This window comes from Methylorubrum populi (genome assembly GCF_002355515.1).
In the GTDB taxonomy this organism is placed as follows: domain Bacteria; phylum Pseudomonadota; class Alphaproteobacteria; order Rhizobiales; family Beijerinckiaceae; genus Methylobacterium; species Methylobacterium populi_A.
Map to the genome: position 1 here is coordinate 202,488 of NZ_AP014809.1, position 22,021 is coordinate 224,508.

Annotated in this window: 16 protein-coding genes and 2 pseudogenes; 8 read left to right on the forward strand and 10 right to left on the reverse strand. The window is 65.9% G+C overall.

The genetic code is table 11. From position 1 onward, the window contains the following. The first annotated feature begins 218 nt into the window (after positions 1–218). On the forward strand, positions 219–1,019 hold the full coding sequence (locus MPPM_RS00950; RefSeq protein ID WP_096483057.1) for an SDR family NAD(P)-dependent oxidoreductase: 801 nt from the start codon (positions 219–221) through the stop codon (positions 1,017–1,019). Positions 1,020–1,241: 222 nt separating this feature from the next. Here MPPM_RS00950 and MPPM_RS00955 read toward each other — a convergent pair whose 3' ends face one another. Continuing rightward, the gene (locus tag MPPM_RS00955; protein WP_096483060.1) at positions 1,242–3,455 is read right to left on the reverse strand and encodes a TonB-dependent siderophore receptor; all 2,214 of its coding nucleotides are present in this window, start codon (positions 3,453–3,455) and stop codon (positions 1,242–1,244) included. Between the two features lie 292 nt (positions 3,456–3,747). Between MPPM_RS00955 and MPPM_RS00960 the strand changes: the two genes are divergently transcribed. The 3 genes from MPPM_RS00960 to MPPM_RS27710 all read left to right on the forward strand — a co-directional run bounded on the left by MPPM_RS00960 (position 3,748) and on the right by MPPM_RS27710 (position 7,353). Further along, positions 3,748–4,743, forward strand: a complete 996-nt coding sequence (locus MPPM_RS00960) for an alpha/beta hydrolase (protein WP_096483062.1) — start codon at positions 3,748–3,750, stop codon at positions 4,741–4,743. 410 nt (positions 4,744–5,153) lie between these two features. Next, positions 5,154–5,908, forward strand: a protein-coding gene (locus tag MPPM_RS00965; RefSeq protein ID WP_096482775.1) for an IS5 family transposase whose coding sequence is annotated in 2 segments (ribosomal slippage) — positions 5,154–5,469 and positions 5,469–5,908 — 756 coding nt in all. Because the reading frame shifts where the segments join, the coding sequence is not laid out codon by codon here. Between the two features lie 464 nt (positions 5,909–6,372). Then, on the forward strand, positions 6,373–7,353 hold the full coding sequence (locus tag MPPM_RS27710) for a hypothetical protein (protein ID WP_157914067.1): 981 nt from the start codon (positions 6,373–6,375) through the stop codon (positions 7,351–7,353). An 805-nt stretch (positions 7,354–8,158) separates the two neighbouring features. Here the strand turns inward: MPPM_RS27710 and MPPM_RS29320 are convergent. Next, positions 8,159–8,340: pseudogene (locus MPPM_RS29320) on the reverse strand (transposase); the annotation flags it as partial. A 433-nt stretch (positions 8,341–8,773) separates the two neighbouring features. Here MPPM_RS29320 and MPPM_RS00975 point away from each other — a divergent pair. From MPPM_RS00975 to MPPM_RS00990, 4 genes and pseudogenes are all read left to right on the forward strand, one after another. Continuing rightward, positions 8,774–10,198 carry a cytochrome ubiquinol oxidase subunit I gene (locus MPPM_RS00975; protein WP_096483065.1) on the forward strand — a complete coding sequence of 475 codons (1,425 nt, stop codon included), beginning with the start codon at positions 8,774–8,776 and terminating at the stop codon, positions 10,196–10,198. 14 nt (positions 10,199–10,212) lie between these two features. Next, a complete protein-coding gene (gene cydB / locus MPPM_RS00980; RefSeq protein WP_096487651.1) occupies positions 10,213–11,223 on the forward strand; it encodes a cytochrome d ubiquinol oxidase subunit II in 1,011 nt (336 codons plus the stop codon). Then, on the forward strand, positions 11,223–11,354 hold the full coding sequence (locus MPPM_RS00985; RefSeq protein ID WP_173807859.1) for a DUF2474 family protein: 132 nt from the start codon (positions 11,223–11,225) through the stop codon (positions 11,352–11,354). The genes cydB and MPPM_RS00985 overlap by 1 nt, the downstream gene beginning before the upstream one ends. An 87-nt stretch (positions 11,355–11,441) precedes the next feature. Beyond that, a pseudogene (locus MPPM_RS00990) lies at positions 11,442–12,173 on the forward strand (efflux RND transporter permease subunit); the annotation flags it as partial. A 150-nt stretch (positions 12,174–12,323) separates the two neighbouring features. On the opposite strand, the gene MPPM_RS00995 reads toward MPPM_RS00990, so the two are convergent. The 8 genes from MPPM_RS00995 to MPPM_RS01030 form a co-directional block, all read right to left on the reverse strand. After that, positions 12,324–14,018 (reverse strand): response regulator, encoded by a 1,695-nt coding sequence (locus MPPM_RS00995; protein ID WP_096483067.1) that lies wholly within the window; start codon positions 14,016–14,018, stop codon positions 12,324–12,326. 26 nt (positions 14,019–14,044) lie between these two features. Further along, positions 14,045–14,506 carry a response regulator gene (locus tag MPPM_RS01000; RefSeq protein WP_096483069.1) on the reverse strand — a complete coding sequence of 154 codons (462 nt, stop codon included), beginning with the start codon at positions 14,504–14,506 and terminating at the stop codon, positions 14,045–14,047. 1 nt (position 14,507) lies between these two features. After that, a complete protein-coding gene (locus MPPM_RS01005; protein WP_096483072.1) occupies positions 14,508–16,790 on the reverse strand; it encodes an ATP-binding protein in 2,283 nt (760 codons plus the stop codon). Between the two features lie 142 nt (positions 16,791–16,932). Continuing rightward, a complete protein-coding gene (locus MPPM_RS01010; protein WP_157914068.1) occupies positions 16,933–17,910 on the reverse strand; it encodes an ABC transporter ATP-binding protein in 978 nt (325 codons plus the stop codon). An 11-nt stretch (positions 17,911–17,921) separates the two neighbouring features. Beyond that, positions 17,922–18,761: a nitrate ABC transporter permease gene (gene ntrB, locus MPPM_RS01015; RefSeq protein WP_096483074.1), complete on the reverse strand. Its 840-nt coding sequence runs from the start codon at positions 18,759–18,761 to the stop codon at positions 17,922–17,924. A 3-nt stretch (positions 18,762–18,764) separates the two neighbouring features. After that, positions 18,765–20,126, reverse strand: coding sequence for a CmpA/NrtA family ABC transporter substrate-binding protein (locus MPPM_RS01020; protein ID WP_096483076.1), 1,362 nt, complete (start codon positions 20,124–20,126; stop codon positions 18,765–18,767). A gap of 170 nt (positions 20,127–20,296) precedes the next feature. Then, positions 20,297–21,061 (reverse strand): sulfite exporter TauE/SafE family protein, encoded by a 765-nt coding sequence (locus tag MPPM_RS01025; RefSeq protein ID WP_096483079.1) that lies wholly within the window; start codon positions 21,059–21,061, stop codon positions 20,297–20,299. Positions 21,062–21,065: 4 nt separating this feature from the next. Further along, positions 21,066–22,016 carry an MBL fold metallo-hydrolase gene (locus tag MPPM_RS01030; RefSeq protein WP_096483081.1) on the reverse strand — a complete coding sequence of 317 codons (951 nt, stop codon included), beginning with the start codon at positions 22,014–22,016 and terminating at the stop codon, positions 21,066–21,068. Between the last annotated feature and the right edge of the window lie 5 nt (positions 22,017–22,021).

Genomic DNA, 22,021 nt, shown 5'->3' on the forward strand with positions numbered 1-22,021 from the left:
TCAGGACGTTGTGGCCGCCGGGACCTGCCGTACCTTTCTGATGGCAGCTTTCAGAGTCCAAGCGGCCATTCCAGCGGGTCTGTCTGAAAGGCCGTTTGTGGCGCGATGCAGCCTGACGGCCAGGGACTCCAGCGCACGAAGATCAACGCGGGATCATCTCGACCAACGGAGCGTTGCGCCTCGGCACGAGCGCGATGGCAAGTGGGACGGAACCGACGATGGAAGTGCGAGAGTGCAAGGGGTTGGCGGTGGTGACGGGCGCCTCCAGCGGCATCGGACTGGAGCTGGCGAAGCTGTTCGCAGCCGATAGCTACGACCTTCTAATCGCCGCCCGCAGCGAGCACGTTGACGAGGTGGCCTGCCGGATGCGCGAGGCTGGAACGTCGGTCGAAGCCTGTCGAGCCGACCTATCGACGCCAGCGGGCGTCGAGACACTGCATGCGGCGATCCAAGCCGCTGAGCGGCCCCTTGAGGCCATCGCCATCAACGCCGGTGTCGGCCTCGGCGGTCCCTTCGTCGAGAACCGCTGGGAGGACGAGTTGAACCTCATGCGGATCAACGTCGTCGAGACCGTCCACCTCGCCAAGCTCGTCGTGCCCGGCATGGTCGCCCGGGGGCGCGGGCGCATCCTGTTCACGTCCTCGATCTCCGGCACCACACCGGTACCGTTCGAGGCCGTCTATAGCGCCTCCAAGGCGTTCGTTCTCTCATTCGCCGAAGCCATCCGCAACGAGCTGCGCGACACCGGCGTCACCGTAACGGCCCTCCTGCCTGGTCAGACCGAGACCAACTTCTTCCATCATGCCGGCATGGACGGCACCAGCATCGGAGCGGGTCCGAAGAGCGACCCGACCGATGTGGCCAAGGCCGGCTACGAGGCGATGATGGCGGGCCGGGAGAAGGTTGTAGCCGGTAGCATCGCGACGCAGTTCGAAGCTGCGGTGCTGAACCGCATCCTGCCCGACTCGATGAAGGCGGAGCGGCACAGGAAGATGTCCGAGCCGGGCGGCGCAGAATAGCGGTGGTCTTCGGAAGCCGTCGCTCAGATCCTGCTTATCGATAGCGGGCGAGTTCCTGACCCCTTGCGGACATTCGAGGAACTGCCGCTGAAGGTCCGGATGGGGTGGATTGCAGAAGTTCCATGGCAGCGGGACGAAGCCCGGTTCTGGCGCGCGGTATCGCTGACGCCCGTGCCCGCTTCACTCAGCACGCGCGCCCCCGGCCATCCTCCTCATCCCTCGTCACCAGCGATAGATCAGGCTGCCGATCACGGTCGCGGGGGCACCCCGGTAGCAGAAGCCCGCCTGACAGGTGAAGTAGTCACGGTCGAAGATGTTGTTGGCGTTCACTTGGGCGCGAAAACCTTTGTACTTCGGATCGATCGCCGCGAAATCGTAGGCCACCAACGCATCGAACAGGGTCACGGTCGGGTTGCGGACCGTGTTCTCGTCGTTGGCGTAGCTGTTGGCGCTGAAGCGGACGCCGCCGCCGAGCGTCAGGCCGCTCAAGGCCGAACTCGGCGGGAACAGGTAAGTCAGGAAGCCGGTGAAGGTGTCCCCCGGAATGCCGGAGAGATAATTGCCGTCCAGCACCTGCCCCGCGAACGAGGTCTGGCGGAGGTAGAGCAGGTCGAGATGCGTGTAAGCCAGCGTGAGGTTGGTGCCGGGTGCGAAGTTGGCGATCGCCTCCATCTCGAAGCCGCGCGACTGGACGGAGCCGGTCGCGATTTGGAAGGCGATGTTGTTCGGGTCCGTGCGCAGAACGCTGCTCTGCACGATGTCAAAACCGGCAAACCCCGCCTGGATGTTGGTGCCCGGGATCAGGTACTTGACACCCGCCTCGATCTGATCGCCCGTCGCCGGCCGGAAGGCACGGCCCGAGGCGTCGGTGCCCGGCTGCGGCGCGAAGGTGGTGGCGTAGCTGGCATAGGGGACAAGGCCCGGCGCCAGCAGGTAGTTGAGGCCGACGCGGCCGGTGAAGGCTTGGTCGTTCTGCTGCGTCGCGGCGCCCGTGGTGTCGACCGTGTTCTGGAACACCCAATCGTAGCGGCCGCTCAATGTCAGCACGAAGCGGTCGAACTTGGCCTGCTCCTGCAGGTAGAGCCCGACCTGATCCTGGCTCTGCGCGGTGCGCGGCCCAAGTGGCGCGGCGAGGATCGGCTGAAGGCCGTAATTGCGGGTGACGAGGTTGAGATCGGGCGCCGTGCCAAAGCCGAAGCGGTAGTTGAAGTCGTAATGTGCGTAGTCGAGCCCGGCCAGCAGCGTGTGCTGAACCGGCCCCGTCGCGAGATGCGCCTCGATCTGGTTGTCGAGGGTGAACTGACTGAGATGCTGGCGGGAGAAGCCGGTGGAGCGGCTCGCGGTCACGCCGTCGGGATTGAGGCCGGTGATCGAGGTGTAGCGGTAGTCGGTAGAGACATCGTAGAAGCGGAAGTTCTGGCGGAAGAACAGATCCCCGTCGAAGCGGTGTTCGAAGGCGTAGCCAACGCGGCCCTGCTGCTGCTTGAAGTCGTTGAAGGCGGGATCGCTTGCATAGAGCCGGGTCGGCCGGAAGTTCTGGTTGAAGAACGTCGTGCTGCCCGGCAGCTTGTTCTCCTGGTACTCGCTTAAGAAGGTGAAGGTCGTATCGGCGGACGGCTTCCAGGTGAAGGCCGGCGCGATGTAGCTGCGGTCGTCGGCACCACCCGGCAGAAAGGTGTCGGATTGCCGCTTGATGCCGGTGATGCGGTAGGCGAGCGTTCCGTCCGTGCCTTCGACCGGGCCACCGATGTCGAAATTGCCCTGGTAGCGGTCGAAGTTGCCGACCTGCAACTGCACCTCGCCGAAGCGCGTGAAGACCGGTCGCTTGGTGGTGACATCGAGGATGCCGCCAGGCGAGCCGAGGCCGTAGAGCCCGGAGGCCGGCCCGCGCAGGATCGTGGCCGCCTCGATGCCATAGGGCTCGATGCGCGGCACGGTCAGGCCCGACGCAATCTGGCGCAGGCCGTCGCGGAAGATGCCGTCATAGGTCAGGCTGAAGCCGCGCACGTAGAAGGAATCGAAGCGCGGATCGAAGCCGAAGACGTTCGAGGAGACGCCGGCCACGTAGCCGATCGCCTCGTTGAGTGTCTGGACGTTGCGGTCGTTGAGTGCCTCGCGGGTGAGCACCGTGACCGATTGCGGCGTCTCCAGCAGCGGCGTGTTGGTCTTGGTCGCGGTCGGGCTGACGCGGGCGGTATAGCCAGTCACCCCGCTCGGGCCGCCGCCTCCGCCGCTCGTGGCGGCGCTGTCCTGGGAGACCGCGACGTTGCCGCCCGCCCCGCTGAGGCCGGTCCCGCTCCGGCTGCCCTCGACTGACAGCTCGCTCAGCTCGACGCTGGCCTGCTGCGCCAGTGCGGGAGAGGCGAGGGGTAGGGCCGACGACAGCACCGTGGAGGCGAGAAGCAGGCCGGCGAGACGGCGGCGGGGCAGGAGCATGGTGCGGACGGTGGTTTCAAGCTTGGCCTTGAACGGATTTGAAGGCAATTGGTACAAAAGACAAGCCAATTTGCTCGAAAATCCTCCCAGTTTTGAATTAATATAAATCGATGCGCATGAATGTTCTTTGTATAATTCTTGTGGCAGGGATTTTTCCGCCCTTGAGATGATGCCTATACTTTCAGCTCGCACAACTATCGATCGCCCGCCCGCAGCCTAACAGATCGCGAGGAGAACGCCGCCCCATGCTCCAACGCTGCAACCGGCCGTCGGCCGCGAGGAACGCCGTCCGATGACACGCCTTTCGCGCCGCGCGATGCTCCGGCTCTCGATGGAGTTCTCCCTGGGGTTGGCGGCCGGGATCGGGCTCCCGCTTCGTGCCCCGGCCCGGGCGGCGACGGAGGCGGACGGGCCCGCCGTGCTTCCCGGGACAGTCCGGTTCGCTCTCGGGGCTGGCGAGGGCCGCGCCCCCCGGCGCATCACGCTCTACGTCCCGCCCGGCGAGGCGCCCGCGGCCGGGTGGCCCTGCCTCACCCTGCTCGACGGCAACGCCCTGGCCGGTACGGCCATCGACATCGAGCGGGTGCAGGCGGCCTATCCGGCTGGCAGCGGTGTCGGCTCCCGCTTCGCCATCGTCGCGATCGGATCCGCAACGGAGGAGGCTTACGACAGCGTGGCCCGCTCATGGGACTACACCCCGCCGCCGGGCCGGACCTACCCGCCCTACAAGCCGGGCGGCCCAGAGCTGCGCACCGGTGGAGCTGCCGCCTTCCTCGAATTCGTGACGCGGGAGCTCAAGGACGAGATCGCCCGGCGCTGCCCAATCGATCGTTCGAGGCAGGCCTTGTTTGGGCATTCCTTTGGCGGCCTGTTCGTTCTCTACGCGCTCGCCCGCGCGCCCGACGCGTTCTCACACTGGATCGCCGCCAGCCCCAGCATCTTCTGGGAGGACGGATCGCTGCTGCCCAGCATCGTCGCCTTCGAGAAGGGATCGCCGGTCTGCGCCCAGCTGCTGCTGCTGGCCGGTGCCTACGAGGCGGAGCTGGCGCCGTTCCAGCAGGCGCTGCCTGACCGGGAACAGCGCCTCGCCCGCCTACGAGAGGCGAGCACGGTCGAGCGGGCGCGCGCCATGGCAGAACGGCTCGGCCGCCATCCCGGCGTGACGAGCCGCTTCCAGCTGATCCCCGGCCGCACCCATATGAGCGTGCTGCCGGAGGCGCTCAATGAGGCGGCGGCCTTCGCCTTCCCGATTCATCCCGAGTCCTGCCCGAGCGAAGGCTTGAAGTAGGCTGGTGGCGCGGATGGCCGGCGGGTCCGCCGCGCCCCGTGATACGCCCGCGGATGTTTGGCGAAGGAACGCGGCGCACGATCTTTTTGAAGTGGCGGCGCGTGGGATGGCTTGCGCCTCGGATCGAAGCGCGATCAGCCCTCTGCTTGACCGCGCGAGAGACCGCACTTCGGCCGTACAGCTCCGTGCCAACAAATGTCTCCAACGGGTGAAAAGCGGCGTTTCGGCGCCTGCCGGCCCATAGTCGGCTTATGGCGCATCTGAGACCTCCTGTTAGGCAATGGTCGAAGTCTGCTTAGACCATGCCTCTTCGCGGCGGGCACCTCGTCAAGTGCATTAGGTCGTGAACTCATAACGGCGGCACGGTTGAGCGGCTGTGTCGTTGGTCCTTCAGGACTGGAGGATCACGAATGGCGCGGTTTGACCTGACGGATGCGGAGTGGGCGGCGATCGAGCCGGTTCTTCCGACGGACGTTCGCGGCAAGGAGCGGGCGGACGACCGGCGGGTGCTGAACGGGATCTTCTGGCGGCTGCGCACGGGCGCGCCCTGGGCCGACATCCCGGCGCGCTACGGCCCGCACACGACGTGCGGCAACCGTTTCCGGCGTTGGCGCAAGCGCGGGGTCTGGGATCGACTTCTGAAAGCCGTGTCAGAGACTTACGAGGGCGACCTGCAGATGATCGACGCCACCAGCGTGCGGGTGCATCAGCACGCGGGCTGCGCTAAAAAAAAGACGACCGATCCCGTGGCATGGGTCGCTCGCGCGGCGGCCTGACGAGCAAGATCCACGCGCTGGTGGATGCCGAGGGCCGGCCCATCGCGCTCAAGATCACCGAAGGCCAAGCGCATGACGGTCGGGCGGCCGACGACATGCTCGGCGATCTCGGCCCAGGGCAGACCCTTCTGGGTGATCGCGCCTACGACAGTGATGCGCGGCGCGAGCGCTTGGCCGAGCAGGGAGCGTGGGCCAACGTGAAGCCGATGCCCAACCGCAAGACCGTGCCCGCCTTCAGCGCCTTCCTGTACAAGTACCGCAATCTGGTCGAGCGGTTCTTCAGCAAGATCAAGCACTTCCGCGCGGTCGCGACCCGATACGACAAGGATCCGGAAAACTTCCTCGCCAGCGTCAAGCTCGCAGCTGTCCGCGTCTGGCTCCGAGCTTAATGAGTCTGCGACCTAGTCGTCACCGTGTTCAGATCGATCACCGGGGAGGATTCCTTCGCCATTTCCAACGCCTAAGCTCAGGCTGATATCCCCGATCTCCACAGGCTGAAGGCAAGGCTCTCGGAGCAGTTGAGAATCGCATTGCCTTAGAACAAAGAATGAACGGCGGGCGGCTGCTTGTCAGGTTGGAACGGCTTACCTGAGCCGCCGGACGCAGACTGGCGCCTCTTCGAAGCAATGGTTGAGCACTGATGAAGAGGCGCTGCAGGATCTGTGATCGCCGTCGCCCCCTGATGGCCGGCGATGAAATCTGCTTCCCCTGTTCTGTGGGGACCACCCACATCTGCCCGATCTGCCAAGCCGTCGTATCTGGAAGCGCCCCAGGCCCCTGTTTCCCTTGCAGCAAGGAACACCACTTCAAGCGGTTGATCGCCAGGGAAGCCGCCACGATCCCACACAAGTGGTTGGCCAAGCTGTTCACCGAGTACGGCACGGAAGCGGCCGACGAACTTAAGGCAACGGTTGCTACAGGTCGTATCGCACGAGCCGCAGCCGCATGCCGGCAGATCGCGCTTACGGTCCCGCATCCCGATGACCTGACGACCGATGCACTCTACGCGGCGCTCGGTGCAGGGGGCCTGCAACGCGTCTCTCCCATGATCACGTACATGGCAGAGGTTGGTGCAGTTAGGTTAGATCGCGCCAGGATCATGAACCAGATTGAGGAGGACCGGGTCATGCAGGTCCTTGTAGCGTATGGGGAGGGCCCACATCGGTCACTGCTGAATCGATACCGCAACGACTTCGCGGACCGGGTCCGTATGTCAGTCACCGAAAGGACGGCGATAACGGCAGCTGTCGATCTCCTCGCCGAACTCGGTGATGCCCCGCTTGCCAAGCTCAGTCAGCTACACCTTAAGCGCACGCTCCACAAAGGCCCGGAGCATCGTGACGCGCTTCAGGAGTTTCTCTGCTTTATCGCGGCACAGGGCGGTCCAATCCTCGCCTTGCCAATGCCGAGCCGTGCAGAACTGGCCGCCAATAAAAAATGGCAGCGCGACGCGACCACATGGCGCAAGCGCTTGGAGTATCCAGCCAGCAGCCGCGAGGCTCGAGCGCTCATCGCTGTACTTATTGCAAGGCTCTACGCACTGCCACTGTCTCGGGTCCTCACGCTCCGACGCGAGGACGTTGTATTCACACCTGCGGGTGTCACCTTATGGCCAAAGGCTGACGCCTTGATTCTAGAAGAACCATTGGCCGACGCCTTCGATAAGGGGATGCGACAACATTGTTATTGGTCGCTCCCGATGGGCCAATATTTGCTTGGAGATGAAGGTGGCATGCTAATTATCAGCGAGGCCATGGTAGCCAAGCACCTCACTGACGCAGCCAAGTACAGACGGATGTTTTCAAAACCAGGATTTCGTCGCGGCAGACCTTGAAAAACAGAACAGTTTGGTTTTAACTGCTCGGATTAGCCTTTCATGTTCGAAATTATATTTGAATCGCTATTTGTATGTCAAACAGCGTGGAATGTTGAGCACAGACTGGCGTCCAGAATTGGGTCTAGCGCACTCTGGATGCAGTTGCCTCACCTGGCACCGATCGGCGGCGCAGGAAGCAGATTGAGCTTGGCCCGACCGTACATCTGCCGCTTCATGAGCTTGAGGCGGGTCATCTATCCCTCGGTCTGGCCGTTCATTGTTGGTGTCTCCCGGCGGTGGGCATCAGACGACGTCGTTTCGAACGCAGCCGTCGTCAACGTCGCTTTCGCCCCGGAGCGCTTCAACGCCGTCTATGCCACGAACAAGTCTTTCGTCCTCGCGCTGACGCCGGGACTCTCGGCCGAACTTGGCGGCAGGTGGCATGCAGTCCGCGCCTGCGCGCCACCTCTGACGCGGTCGTAGCGGGCGAGTGGCTATCTGGCGAGTGCGATTCACCTCACAATCTCAAGTACATACGTGTTCGCATTTATATTCGAGCTGGCGCGCCATTCTATTCCGAAGCTCCGCTCGGCCGGAATTTCCGCATTGAAGCTATGACTTAAGCCGCCTCCAGCCGTGCCAACGGCTGGTCTGAACGGGCCGCGGCGCTTGCGCCGTATCTCATCCGTGATGGGTTGGGCAGGGACGAGTTCCGCAGGGGGGTCCCGGCGGAGCAACGTTGCTTCGTGTCGGCACCGTCGAGCGGCAGTGCGAACGGAACGCAATGCCTCAGGAGCAGGGATCTGGCCGCCGAGAAGGATGGCTCCGGCCTGCTGCGCGAGTGCAGGGCCATCCGAGCTTCCATGCCGCCATGGCGCGAGCGTGCCCTGTCGAACGTCGCGACGCTGATGCCGCGACGGCGGCAGATCTCAGCGACCGGCAGCCCAGCCCGCTACTCGTTCAGGATGCCGATGAACTGCACTTCGGCCTGAAGCGGCTCTTTTTCCATCGCCCGTCCTCTGACCGACGGTCTCTCGCTTCGAGACAACGGAAGGCCGGGGTGCACAGTCAGGCACCTGCTCCCGGCGCCGCAACGATCCCGTCTGATCGAGATCAATGTGAGCTTCAACGTGATGGGCTTTCTTGCTGAGGGATTCGTCAAGGGTGCCTTCAAACGAGACGGTCAGGAGGTGCGACGATCCCGCCGGGTTCGTCTCATTCAGTCGAGTGCCGTGGACTACTATTCGAAACAGCGATGCGCAGACGCGGCATAAGAAATGAAGATTACGTCCGGCAATTGCCATTTTAACGCCAGCGAATCTCGCTGGAACGGCCGAGGTAATTGCGTAAAAAATCTGGATCAAGCTGACCGTCGCGAAGAATATAATGTGACTTATCACTAATATATTCCATCAATCCCGCAAATCGGGTGTCAGAGATGTTGGCCGACTACCTCCCCAGTGCCCTCGATCTGGCTCGAAGCCAATTCGCCTTCACAGTCGTTTGGCACTTCCTGTTCCCGGCTTTCACCATCGGTCTGGCCAGCTTTCTTGCAGTGCTGGAAGTGTTCTGGCTCAGCACGGGCCGGGCGGTCTATCTCGATGCCTACCGTTACTGGCTCAAGATCTTCGCCGTTGCCTTCGCCATGGGCGTCGTCTCCGGCCTCGTCATGAGCTACCAGTTCGGCACCAACTGGTCGGTCTTCTCCGACAAGACCGCCCCGGTTCTGGGCCCCCTTCTCGGATACGAGGTTCTGACGGCCTTCTTCTTGGAGGCGGGTTTTCTCGGGGTCATGCTGTTCGGCCTGGAGCGCGTCGGCCCGCGCCTCCACTTCCTCGCGACCTGCCTCGTGGCGGTGGGCACGCTGATCTCGGCCTTCTGGATCCTGTCGGCCAATTCGTGGATGCAGACGCCGACGGGCTACGTGCTCGACGCCAACGGCCATTTCGCGCCCCAGGATTGGTGGGCCGTGGTGTTCAACCCATCCTTCCCCTTCCGCTTTGCCCACACCGTCACCGCCGCCTACCTGACCACCGCGATGATCGTCGGCGCGGTGGGGGCGTGGCATCTCCTGCGCGACCGGTCGAACCCGCGCGCGCGCCTGATGTTCTCGATGGCGATGTGGATGGCGGCGATCGTCGCCCCCGTACAACTCGTCCTCGGCGACCTGCACGGCACCAATACCTACCACCATCAGCCGGCCAAGGTCGCGGCGATGGAGGGCCATTTCGACAGCGAGCGGCGGGCGCCCTCGATCCTGTTCGGCTGGCCGGACGCGCAGGCCGAGACGACCCGTTGGGCGATCGGCATTCCGGGGCTCGCGAGTCTGTATCTCGCCCATGACCTGAACGCCGAGGTGCGCGGGCTGAAGGCGATGCCGCGCGACACCTGGCCGACCAACCTGCCTCTGGTGTTCTGGGCCTTCCGGGTCATGGTCGGGATCGGCTTCCTGATGATCGGGCTGGGCATGACCTCGCTCTATCTGCGCTGGAAAGGACGGCTCTACACCTCGCGCTGGCTGCATCGCGGCGCGGTCGCGATGGGGCCCTCCGGGCTCATCGCCGTCACGGCGGGCTGGATCGTCACGGAATCCGGCCGTCAGCCCTTCACGGTGTACGGGCTGCTGCGCACCGCCGACAGCGTCTCACCGATCGCCGCCCCCGCCGTCGCGGCCTCGCTCGCCGCCTTCGCGGTGGTCTACTTCGTCGTGTTCGGGGCCGGCATCTGGTTCCTTCTGCACCTCTTCAATCAGCCGCCGCGACCGCACGAGGCGGGTCTGCCCACCGGCCAGCCGGTGCGCACCGCCGGCATCACGCCGGCCCCGGCGCTCGCGGCCGGCGCCAACGCTCAGCCGGCCGAGTGAAGGAGGCGATGTCCATGTCTCTCGACCTGACCTTGATCTGGGCCGTCCTGATCGCCACCGCCGTGTTCCTCTACGTCGCGATGGACGGGTTCGATCTCGGCATCGGCATCCTGTTCCCGGCCGTGACCGACAAGGCCGACCGCGACGTGATGGTGAACTCCGTTGCGCCCGTGTGGGATGGCAACGAAACCTGGCTGATCCTCGGCGGCGGCGGGCTCTTCGCGGTCTTCCCGCTGGCCTACGTGACGATCCTGCCGGCGCTCTACATGCCGTTGATCCTGATGCTGCTCGCCCTCGTCTTCCGCGGCGTCGCCTTCGAGATGCGCTTCCGCATGGCGACCGCGCGGGGCCAGCTGTGGTGGGATCGGGCTTTCTCCTGGGGCAGCTACGTCGCGGCCTTCTGCCAGGGCATCGCGCTCGGCGCCCTCGTGCAGGGCATCCGCGTCGACGGCCGGGCCTATGCGGGCGGCTGGTGGGACTGGCTCACCCCTTTCTCCGTTCTGACCGGCGTGGCGCTGGTCGTGGGCTACGGGCTTCTGGGAGCATGCTGGCTCATCTGGAAGACCGGGGGCGAGTTGCAGATCCGCGCTTACCGCCTCGCCCGTCCGCTCGGCTTCGCGACCCTATTTTTGATCGCGATCATCTCGGCCATCATGCTCGTCCTCAGCGTCCCCTTCCGGGAGCGCTGGCTCTCCTTCCCCGGCATCCTCATCGGGGCGCCGGTGCCCGTGCTCGTCGGACTTCTCGCGCTGCGCTTCCAGCGCGCGCTGGAGCGGCGGGAGGAGATCATGCCCTTCCTCTGCGCGCTCGGCTTCTTCCTACTCTCCTATATCGGGCTCGGAATCAGCCTTTGGCCGACGATCGTGCCTCCGGACATCACGATCTGGGCGGCGGCCACGCATCCGAGCAGCCAGGCCTTTCTTCTGGCCGGTGCCGCGGTCCTCGTGCCTATGGTGCTCGGCTACACGGCCTACGTCTACTGGCTGTTCCGCGGGAAGGTCACGCCGGAATCCGGGTATCATTGATGGGTGTCCGGCGAGCACGGATGATCGGCCAGTTCAGCCGGGTCGGCTGGTTCGTTCTCCTCTGGGCGATGAGTGTCGCGACCCTGACAGCCATCGCCCTCCCGCTCCGTTGGCTGCTGAAGTCGACGTGATCGGCAGCTGGATTTTGACAGTTTCAGGCGAAGACAAGCAGGGTTTTTATTGATTGCCATCAAGAAAAAGGCTGAGCTTTATCGACTATAATCTCCGACTTCGTCCCGATCGCCTTCATCCCGGGCGTGTCGGGAACGCTGTTTCGCCAGTTCGCCGTGACGATCAGCGCCGCGATGGTGATCTCGGCGATCAACGCGCTGACCCTATCGCCCGCGCTCTGCGGGGTATTCCTGCGTCCGACGGGCGCGCGGCGCGGCATCATGGGCCGGGTGCTCGGGGGGATCGACTGGGTGCGGGACCGCTATGCCGCAGGCGTCCGCCGCCTCGTCCGCGTCTCCGCGCTCTCGCTCATGCTGGTTCTGCTGTTCGCGGGCGGCATCTTCGGTCTCTCGCGGGTCACGCCGGTCGGCTTCCTCCCGGAGGAGGATCAGGGCGCCTTCTTCGTCTCGATCCAACTGCCCGACGGCGCCTCGGTGGCCCGCACGAGCGCGGTCGCGACCGAGGTCGAGGGGCTCCTGAAGGACATGCCCGGGATCAACCAAGTGCTGTCGATCGTCGGTTTCTCGCTGTTGGACGGGGCGGCGGAGCCGAACGCCGCCTTCCTGGTGGCGCAGCTCAAACCGTTCGCCGACCGCCGGAGCGCGGCGGAATCCGCACAAGCCCTGATCGCGCGCGCCGATGCGGATGCCGCCCAAATCGGCCAGGCGACGGTGCGGCCCTTCAACCTTCCGCCCATCGTCGGGCTCTCGACGAGCGGCGGCTTCGAATACGTGCTTGAGGCGCGCGAGGGCCAGGACCCGGCTGCAGTGGATGGCGTCTCACCCATCTTCTGTCAGGGGGATTCGCTTCGCCCGCCGGGGCGCTCCCGCGCGGCTTCGTGCCCTGATGACGGGGTAGTCTATCTCGGAAAATCGGCCGAACGGCTTTGCGGAACGCTACGGAGTGACCGGTCCCGGTAGAGGCGGGCGTTACCGGCTCGACACGAGCTTCAGGCCCGGCGCGCGCTGTGCAGGAAGGGCCGCGGCAACCTTGCGTTCCAGTTCGCCGTCGAGGAAGGGCTTCTGGACGATCCGATCCTCGCCGATGCCGCCGCGGGTCAGCGCGGTCTGATCGGCATATCCGGTCACGAAGATCACGGGGACGGTCGGCCATCTCCGCCGAATCTCGGCGGCGACATCGACGCCGTTCATGCCGGGCATCGCGAAATCCACCACGACAAGGTCGAAGCAGGGATCCTGCTCGAGGACATGGATAGCGGCCAGCCCCGAACTCGCTTCCCGAGTGACGTAGCCAGCCTCGGTCAGCTTGGTGAGCGTAATCTCCCGGACGGCGCCGTCGTCGTCGACGACGAGGAGCAACGGTTTGTCGCCCGGATTGCGGACCGTCGCACAATCGATCTCCGTCAGCTCGGCGGCCTCGACACCCTCGCCGGCGGCGACGCGCGGAAGGTACACGCGAACCGTGGTGCCCTCCCCTGCTTTCGTCTCGATCCGTACTCCGCCTCCCGACTGCTTGGCGAAGCCGTAAACCTGGGCGAGGCCCAAGCCGGAGCCTTTTCCGACTTCCTTCGTCGTGAAGAACGGCTCGAAGACGCGCTGAAGCACGTCCGGCGGAATGCCGGACCCCGTATCGCTGACGGCCACCATGGCGTACTCGCCCGGAGGCGGCTCCTCGGGGCGCGTCGGGGCGCCGCCGAGACGAACATTGGCAGTCTCGATGGTCAGGCAGCCGCCGACGGCCATGGCGTCGCGGGCGTTGATGGCCAGATTGAGGATGATCAATTCGATCTGCGTGGCGTCGACCAGTGCGGGCCACAGGTCCGGCTGCAGCGTCATCTCGATGCGCACCGCACCGCCGATGGAGCTCTGGAGTAGGTCGCGCATGGACGCGGCGGTCTCGTTCAGCCGAACGGGAACCGGATCGAGGCGCTGCCGCCGGGAAAAGGCCAGCAATTGGGCGGTCAGACGGGCTCCCCGCTCGGCCGCGCCGCGCATCATCTCAAGCCGGTGCCGCGAGCGGTCGTCGGAGACCGCCCGCCCCAGGAACTCGATGTTGCCGGCGATGACGGTGAGAAGATTGTTGAAGTCATGGGCGACGCCGCTGGTCAGTTGCCCGACGGCCTCCAGGCGCTGAGCCTGCCGCAGGGCCTCCTCCACGCGCTCGCGCTCGACGATCTGTCGCCGCAGCGCGGCATTCGCCTCGGCGAGTTCCCGCGTGCGTTCGGCGACCCGCGTCTCCAGCGTCTCGTTGAGCGCGTGAAGGGCCTGCTCGGCGGCGCGTCGCTCGGAATGGGCCCGTGCCTCCGCCAGGGCGCGGACGATCACCGTCGGCAATCTGTCGAGACGCTGCTTGGTGACGTAGTCCGTCGCACCATTCTTCAGGGCCTCGACCGCGATGTCCTCGCCGAGGGTCCCGGAAACGAACACGAACGGGGTTTCGGGGCAGTGCTGGCGGGCGATGGCCAGCGCGTTGAGGCCGTCGAAGGTCGGAAGGACGTAATCGGCGAGGATCAGGTCATGACGCCGCTCGACCGCCGCGGCCGTGAAGGCCTCGCGGGTCATGGTGCGGTCCAGGCGGTAGGTCAGACCCGCGCCGTCGAGAACGAAGGTGAGAAGCTCCGAGTCCAGGTCGCTGTCTTCGAGCAGCAGGATCTGCAGGGGCACCTCCGCCCCGCGTGCCGCACCGTCCTTCAGGTGTTCGATGGCCAGCCTCCCCGATGCGGTGGCGGTTCATTCAGGACGGCCCAGAATACGCCGAGGTCCTGGATGGCGTCGAAAAATTCCTTGAAGCCGACCGGCTTCACCACGAATGCGTTGACGCCGAGTTCGTAGGATCGGACGAGATCGCTCTCCTCCCGTGAGGAGGTCAGCATGACGACGGGGATCGCCCGGGTCCGTGGATCGCCCTTCACTGCGCCGAGCACCTCCAGACCATCGACCTTGGGCAATTTGAGATCGAGCAGCACCACGGCCGGGTCCTGCACGTCCGGTCGGTCGTAGATGCCGCGCCGGTGCAGGTAGTCCAAGGCCTCGGCGCCGTCGCGGCAGATCACGATCTCGTTGGCGAGCTGACTCTGTTCCAGCGCGGCGAGAGTGAGTTCGATGTCGTTCGGGTTGTCCTCGACGAGCAGGATCGGCTTCAGGTCGGCCATGTCAGCGCGCCCCCTCGCGCAAGGGCAGCGTGAAGTGGAAGGTCGCGCCCCGGCCGAGACTGCCTTCGGCCCAGGTTCGTCCGCCGTGCCGCTCGACGATGCGGCGAACATTGGCGAGCCCGATGCCGGTGCCCTCGAAATCCTCGACGCGGTGCAAGCGCTGGAAGACACCGAACAGCTTGCCGACATAAGCCATGTCGAACCCGACGCCGTTGTCGCGCACGTAGAACACCGCCTCGCCGTCGCGATCGTCGTCGCGGCCGATCTCGATCAGCGCCTCGGGCCTGTCGCGGGTATACTTCACGGCGTTCGAGAGCAGGTTTTCGATGACGAGGCGCAGCATCACCGGGTCGGCATAGACGCGGCCGAGGGAGCCGACCTGCCAGCGGATGGCGCGGCCCGGCGGCACGTCACGCAAGATCCTGCGGCGAACTTCCTCGACGAGCTGGTTCATGTCGCCGGAGACGCGATTGAGCGAGTTCCGCCCCATCTGCGAGAAGTTGAGGAGGTTGTCGACGAGTTTCCCGGCCGACAGCGCCGCGTCCGCGATGGTGTCGACGTAGCGACGCCCCGTTTCGCTGAGGTTCGCGCCCTCGCGCGTGCGCAGCAGCTCCGAGTAGCCCACGATGTGGCGGAACGGAGCCCGAAGGTCGTGGCTGACCGAGTAGGAGAAAGCCTCCAGCTCCTTGTTCGAGCGCTGCAGCTCCTCGCTCAGGGCCGCGAGCTCCTCGGCTCGACGCAGCACGATGCCGAGCACGGCCGATCGCAGGTCCTTGGCGGCGTCGATCTCGGGACCGGCCCAGGGCAGCGAGCGCCCCTGTACGGTCTCCTTCCAGGTGTCGAAGGACTTGCGCGGATGCAGCCGGTCCGGTCCGCCGTCGGGATCCGTGGTGGCCGGCTTGCTCGGATTGCCGCCCCAGCTCACGGTCTGCACCACTTCCGGCCTGAACCAAAGGACGTAGCTGGCGTATTTCTGTGAGATCGAGATGGCGAGCAGGCCGCTTGCACGATCAGCGAATTCTCGGGCCGGAGGGTAGTCTTCGCCGAGGCTGTCGGTGACGAAGACGCCCTCATGGATCGGCCGGCTCGACACCCATTCGTGAATCCTGCGAACGTCGCTGGCAGCTGGCGTCTCACCGAGCAGGCGGCAACTCTCGGCGGTCACCACGGCGGCGCCCGCAGCGTCGACGAGCGCCAGCACGTCCTCGGGATGGTTGAGGAGGCCGTCGATGAACTGCTCCTCCTCGGCCATGTAGGCGAGAAGGCGCGCCTGGATCGTGCCGAGCCGGATGCGCTGCTCGGCCAGAGCGCCCCGCTCCCTCGCGGCGAGTTGCAGAGCGAAGATGCGTGTGAGGAAGTCGCAGGCGTTGCGGGCCTGGAGCGGCACACGGTGCGGTGCCTTGTTGTGACAGGAGATCAGGCCCCAGAGCGCGCCGTCCACCAGGATCGATACGGACATCGACGCCATGGTGCCCATGTTGCGCATGTACTCGACATGGACCGGTGAGACCGAGCGCAGGACCGCTTGGCTGAGATCGAGGGCGGCTCCGGTCGACGGCCTATGCGATGGGATGATCGGCACGGGCTGGTAGCCGGCATCGGGAATGATGCGCAGGCGGTTGCGCCGATAGAGCTCTCGCGCCTGGGCAGGGATGTCGGAGGCGGGAAAGCGAAGGTCGAGATAGGACGGCAGCACGCCGTTGCCGTCCTCGGCCACGACCGTACCGTGCCAATCGCGGTCGAAGCGGTAGACCAGGGCGCGATCGAAGCCGGTAATGTGCCGGATATCCGACGCGAGCAGGGCGCAGAGATCGGCCACGGATCCCGCTGCGTGGAGGCCTTCCACGAACGCGTTCAGGCGCGGATAGAGCGCGTCGAGGCTCTGGGTGGAGGCGGCCTCGCTCGCGACCGCCTCGAACTCGAGAACGATGAGGTCACCGACCCGGTGCACGGCGAGATCGTAGGAAACGGCCTCCTCCGAACCCTCCATCGCCAGGGTGGTCAAGTAGGCGGCGCCCTCTGTCGCTTGGCCCTCCGACAGGTAGGGCGCCAGGGCCGCAGCGGCCTGCGGGAACGCCGTAAGGAGGGACGTCCCACGAATGCCGGCCGCCGGGCAGCCGGGGAGATCCGGGACGTTCGCACTCGCCTGAACGATCCGCAGGTCCGGCTCCTCCAGAACGAGCAGGAAGCCGTGCGGCTGGAGCGTGCCGAGCAGATGGATGGGTTCTCTGTCGCACGCAGTCAGGTCTGCTGCTCCAGGCGACCGCGCGCCGGAACCGAACATTTATCCTCCCGCCTCGACGGAGTGGGGCGGGACCTTACAGCGGCAACGCTGCGAGCGCGACCCGCCAGCCCGCTCGATCCCCCGCGGAGGCGCGCGTCACCGGGCCGCCCTCCGGGTGGCGAGCCGGCAGGGGTAGTGGGAATCAGGCCCGCTTCGCCGGTGGCTCAGCGGCGATGGCCGCCGCGTCCGCCTCGCTCAGGGAAGGTCTGACCCTCGGCGGATGGCGCGGGTCGTAGCCCTCCGGCATCGCGTCCCGCAGGGTTCGGGACCGGGTCACCAGGAAGTCGATCAGGTGGTTGCGAAGGGCGTAGTAGCCGGGCGCGTGGTGGAGCTGCGTGCGGTCGCGGGCCTTCGGCAGCGGATTCTCGACGATCTCGGCGACCTTCGCCTCCGGCCCGTTCGTCATCAGCACGATGCGGTCGGCGAGATAGATCGCCTCGTCGACGTCGTGCGTGATCATGAACACGGTCTGGCCGGTCTCGACGCAGATCCGGCGCACCTCGTCCTGCAGCGTGCCGCGGGTGAGCGCGTCGAGGGCCGAGAACGGCTCGTCCATGAGCAAAATCTTCGGCTCGATGGCCAGCGCCCGGGCGATGCCGACGCGCTGCTTCATGCCGCCCGACAGTTCGGAGGGGCGCTTGTGCTCGGAGCCGGCCAGCCCCACGGTGGCGATCGCCTTCCGGGCGCGCGCCTCGATCTCGGTGCGCCCCGCCTTCCGCCAGCGCGAGGAGACCGCGTAGGCGACGTTGCCGAGCACGCTGCGCCAGGGCAGCAGGGCGTGGCCCTGGAAGATGACGGCCCGGTCGAGGCTCGTGCCGGTGATGGCCTGCCCGTCGACGATGACGACGCCCTCGGAAGGGGCATCGAGTCCGGCGAGGATGTTGAGCACCGTCGTCTTGCCGCAACCGGAATGACCGATCATGCAGACGAACTCGCCGCGGCGCATCGGCAGCCACAGGTTCTCGAAGATCGTCGTCGCCCCGCCCGGTGCCGGATAACGGCGAGCGATGCCCTCGATGGAGATGAACTTGTCCGATGTCGACATGCGGCTGGTCCCGGCCTCGGCGGTCGCGGGAGCGGAGCGGCCGGCTCGCCGCGTGAACGGAAGGAGCTTGCTCATCGCGCCGGACCTCATTCGGGGAAGGTGACGAGGCGCTGCGCGCGCGCCAGAAGCTGGTCGAGGACCATGCCGACGAGGCCGATCACCAGGATCGACGTGATCACGTTGGTGATCGAGAGGTTGTTCCACTCGTTCCAGACGAAGTAGCCGATGCCGGTGCCGCCGACCAACATCTCGGCGGCGACGATGACGAGCCACGCGATGCCGATCGAGATGCGCATGCCCGTGAGGATCGTCGGCGCGGCGGCCGGCAGGATCACCGTGAAGGCGCGGCGGACCGGGCCCACCTCCAGGGTGCGGGCGACGTTGAGCCATTCCCTGCGCGTGCCGGCGACGCCGAAGACCGTGTTGATCAGCATCGGCCAGACCGAGCAGATGAAGATCACGAAGATCGCCGACAGGCTCGAATCCTTGATCGTGTAGAGAGCAAGCGGCATCCAGGCGAGCGGCGAGACCGGTTTCAGGATCTGGATGTACGGATCGAGCGCCCGACTCATCAGCGGCGACATGCCGATGAGGAAGCCGACCGGGATTGCCACCAGCACCGCGAGGCCGTAGCCCAGCGCCACGCGGCCGATCGAGTAGGCGAGCTGGACGCCGATACCCTTGTCGTTGGGTCCGCGGTCGTAGAACGGGTCCTTGAGGTGCTTCCAGATCGTGGCTCCCACATCGAGGGGGCCGGGCATGGCCGACTTCCCGGTCGTGGCGGTCTGCCCCATCAGGGCGGCGTATTCCGGGTCCATGGCCTCGGTCCGGGCCGAGCCGCTCACGGCGATCTGCCAGCCGAGCAGGATGAGCGCCAGCAGCGCCAGGGAGAGGATGCCGGCGCGAAGCGAGAGGGTGCGTTGCATGGCTCAGCTCGCGCGCTTGATCTTGAAGGATTCGAGGTACTCCTCGGGCTTGGCTGGATCGAAGGTCTTGCCCATGACAACGAAGGTCTTGGTCGTGGACTCCGGCGGCGTGAGCCCGTCCTGCTTCATCAACCGGGCGGCATCGGTGGCGCGGTAGACCTGTTTCGCGACCGCCGCGTAGTCGACGTCGCCCTTGATCTGGCCCCAGCGCTTCATCTGCGTCAGCGTCCAGATCGCGAAGCTCTCGTAGGGGAAGGGATCGAAGGCGACGCGCTTCGGGTCCTTCTTCACGCTGCCGAGCCCGTCGGCATAGGTGCCGGTGAGAACCTGCTCCACCACCGTGAGCGGCTGGTTGAGGTAGTTCGCGGGCGCGATCGCCGCGGCGATCTCCTTGCGGTTCTCCGTCTTGGAGGCATAGGCCGTGGCCTGAAGGATGGCGCGCAGCAGCGCGGCCGTCGCATTCGGCATCTCGCGGATCGTGTCCTGCGCCACCGAGAAGGAGCAGCAGGGATGCCCGTCCCAGATCTCCTTCGACAGGACGTGGATGAAGCCGACACCGTCGTAGACCGCGCGCTGGACGACGTTGTCGGGCGCGAGAAAGCCGTCGATGTTGTCGGCCCTCAGGTTGGCGACCATTTCGGGCGGCGGCACCGAGCGCAACTGCACATCGGTATCGGGGTCGATGCCGTGCTCGGCAAGGTAGTAGCGCAGCAGGTAGTTGTGGTTCGAGTAATCGAACGGGATCGCGAGCTTGAAACCCTTCCAGTTCTTCGGGTCGCGATTGTCCTTGTGCTTATTCGCGAGGCAGATTGCCTGTCCGTTGACGTTTTCGATTGCCGGTACAGCGAAGGGCACCGGGTTCGACCCGAGCCCCATCGTGATGGCGAGCGGCATCGGCGCCAGCATGTGGGCGGCGTCGTATTCCTTGTTCAGCGTCTTGTCGCGCACCACCGCCCAGCCGGCGGTCTTCACCACGTCGACGTTGAGGCCCTGCTTCTCGTAGAAGCCCATGGGCTTGGCCATGATGATCGGCGTGGCGCAGGTGATCGGGATGAAGCCGACCTTGAGATCGGTCTTCTCGGGCTTGCCCGCCTCCGCGAAGGCCTCGGCCACGAACTTCGTCGGCAGAAACTGACTGACGGCCGCCGCCGCGGTCGCCAGACCGACGCTGCGGAGGAAGGCGCGGCGCTCGGCCCCATTCGGAAACAGCGCGCGCATCATCGTTGCCTCGACCGCGCGCTCGATCGCAGCGTCTCCCGCCGGCAGGGCCGCCTCATGCGCGGCCTGGGTCTCGTGCGCGCCGCAGGAGCAGCCGCCGCGGGCGAGACGGCGCCGGGCGTCAAAGGGATTGTCGAACAGGGCCATCGCGATCTCCGGCAGGGCTAGCCCCAGGTTCTCAGCAACAGTCGCGCCAAGATCTGAGCTAAAATGTTTTCTCAGTCAGATCAGAGATTTGCGTCGAACAGGATCGGTGCGGCCGGAAACGCGAGCGCGACTTTGTCGATCAAATGTCGACATTGTCGGCAGGCTTCGACTCAGCGGAACAGCATCGCGAGGCCTGCCCCCGCGATGAGCGTGGCCAGGACGGCTTCGAGCAGACCCTTGCGAGCGGCACAGACCGAGCGCAGCCGAAGCCCGGCAAGACCGCCGGCCGCACCGCCGACCACGAAGGCCAGGACGAGAGCCCAGTCCACGAGCTGGGACAGGGCGTAGCTCAAACCCGTCGTGAGGCCGAAGGCGGTGATGACGACGAGGGAGCAGCCGATGGCGCTGATCAGCGGCATGCCCGTCGCAGCCACGAGCCCGGGCACCACGAGGAACCCGCCGCCGATGCCGAAAAAGCCCGACATCAATCCCGTCGCGCCGCCGTAGCCCACGAGCTTGGGCACGCGGCCGCCCGTCGCGCTCTGCCTCGGAGCGAGCGGCACGAAACGGCGCCTGATCATCAGGCCCGCGGCGGCAAGCATGACCAGCGCGAACAGGAATTGCAGCCGGCTTCCATCGAGTTGTTTGCCGAGATCGGCACCGAGAAGGGCGGCGAGGATGCCGGCGATGCCGAACCAGCCGGCGGCGTGCCAGGGGACCCGCGCCATTCTCAGGTGGCCGATGAGGTTGACCAGCGAGCAGGCGGCGACCGCGAAGGCGCCCGTTCCGACCGCGACGTGAACGTTCCGAAGGCCGACGACATGGATCAGCATCGGGACGGCGAGGATCGAGCCGCCCCCGCCGGCCAGTCCGAGGATCAGCCCGACGACCGAGCCGGAGGCTGCGCCGAGAGCGTATTGAACCGGCTCCAGCATCGATTCACGCCCGGCCCGTCGTCAGCGGGATCTTGAGGTAGCGCGTTCCGTTCTCTTCCGGCTCCGGCAGGCGGCCCCCGCGCATGTTCACCTGGATCGCGGGCATGATGAGCCGTGGTGCCTTCAGGCTGCGGTCGCGGGCCTCGCGCATCGCCACGAAATCGTCCTCCGCCGTCCCGTCACGGACATGGACGTTTGCGCTGCGCTGGGCGGCGACGGTGGTCTCGTAGACGAAGCGGTCCCGGCCCGGCGCCTTGTAATCGTGACAGAGGAACAGGCGCGTCGCGTCCGGAAGCGCGAGCAGGCGCCGGATCGAGCGGAACAGCTGGCGGGCGTCGCCGCCGGGAAAATCGGCGCGCGCCGTGCCGTAATCCGGCATGAAAAGGGTATCGCCAACGAAGGCGGCGTCGCCGATGACGTAGGCGAGATCGGCCGAGGTATGGCCCGGCACGTGCAGCACCACCGCCTCGACCCCTCCGATCGCGAAGCGGTCGCCATCGTCGAACAGCCGGTCGAATTCGGCGCCGGTGCGGGCGAACTCGGTCCCCGCGTTGAAGAGCTTGCCGAATTCTTCCTGCACCCGAAGGATGCCGCGTCCGATGGCGAGGCGGCCGCCGAGCTGCGCCTGTAGGTAAGGGGCAGCGGAGAGGTGATCGGCATGGACGTGGGTCTCGAGGACCCACGTGACCGTCAGCTTCTCCTCGCGGACGTAGTCGATCACCCGGTCGGCCGCCGCGTAGGACAAGGCTCCCGCCGCCGGGTCGAAATCGAGCACGCTGTCGATCACCGCGGCCTCCCGGCTCACGGGATCGTAGACGACGAAGGTCGCGGTGTTCGTCGGCTCGTCGAAGAAGCCTCGGACGGCCGGGCACAAGGCGGCGCCCGAGCGGCTCGCCGTGACCTGATCCTTCGCTCGAGTCAGGGCCGGATCGGTGGCGCGGATCGCATCCGTCATCGTGT

Bases quoted from the DNA above. Each gene is read 5' to 3' on its own strand.
- MPPM_RS01000 (WP_096483069.1), bottom strand. From the start codon at position 14,506: ATGGCCGACCTGAAGCCGATCCTGCTCGTCGAGGACAACCCGAACGAC.
- ntrB (WP_096483074.1), bottom strand. From the start codon at position 18,761: ATGCAACGCACCCTCTCGCTTCGCGCCGGCATCCTCTCCCTGGCGCTG.
- MPPM_RS00975 (WP_096483065.1), top strand. From the start codon at position 8,774: ATGTTGGCCGACTACCTCCCCAGTGCCCTCGATCTGGCTCGAAGCCAA.
- MPPM_RS00960 (WP_096483062.1), top strand. From the start codon at position 3,748: ATGACACGCCTTTCGCGCCGCGCGATGCTCCGGCTCTCGATGGAGTTC.
- MPPM_RS00950 (WP_096483057.1), top strand. From the start codon at position 219: ATGGAAGTGCGAGAGTGCAAGGGGTTGGCGGTGGTGACGGGCGCCTCC.
- MPPM_RS01005 (WP_096483072.1), bottom strand. From the start codon at position 16,790: ATGTTCGGTTCCGGCGCGCGGTCGCCTGGAGCAGCAGACCTGACTGCG.
- MPPM_RS00985 (WP_173807859.1), top strand. From the start codon at position 11,223: ATGGGTGTCCGGCGAGCACGGATGATCGGCCAGTTCAGCCGGGTCGGC.
- MPPM_RS00955 (WP_096483060.1), bottom strand. From the start codon at position 3,455: ATGCTCCTGCCCCGCCGCCGTCTCGCCGGCCTGCTTCTCGCCTCCACG.
- cydB (WP_096487651.1), top strand. From the start codon at position 10,213: ATGTCTCTCGACCTGACCTTGATCTGGGCCGTCCTGATCGCCACCGCC.
- MPPM_RS01025 (WP_096483079.1), bottom strand. From the start codon at position 21,061: ATGCTGGAGCCGGTTCAATACGCTCTCGGCGCAGCCTCCGGCTCGGTC.
- MPPM_RS01010 (WP_157914068.1), bottom strand. From the start codon at position 17,910: ATGAGCAAGCTCCTTCCGTTCACGCGGCGAGCCGGCCGCTCCGCTCCC.
- MPPM_RS01030 (WP_096483081.1), bottom strand. From the start codon at position 22,016: ATGACGGATGCGATCCGCGCCACCGATCCGGCCCTGACTCGAGCGAAG.
- MPPM_RS01020 (WP_096483076.1), bottom strand. From the start codon at position 20,126: ATGGCCCTGTTCGACAATCCCTTTGACGCCCGGCGCCGTCTCGCCCGC.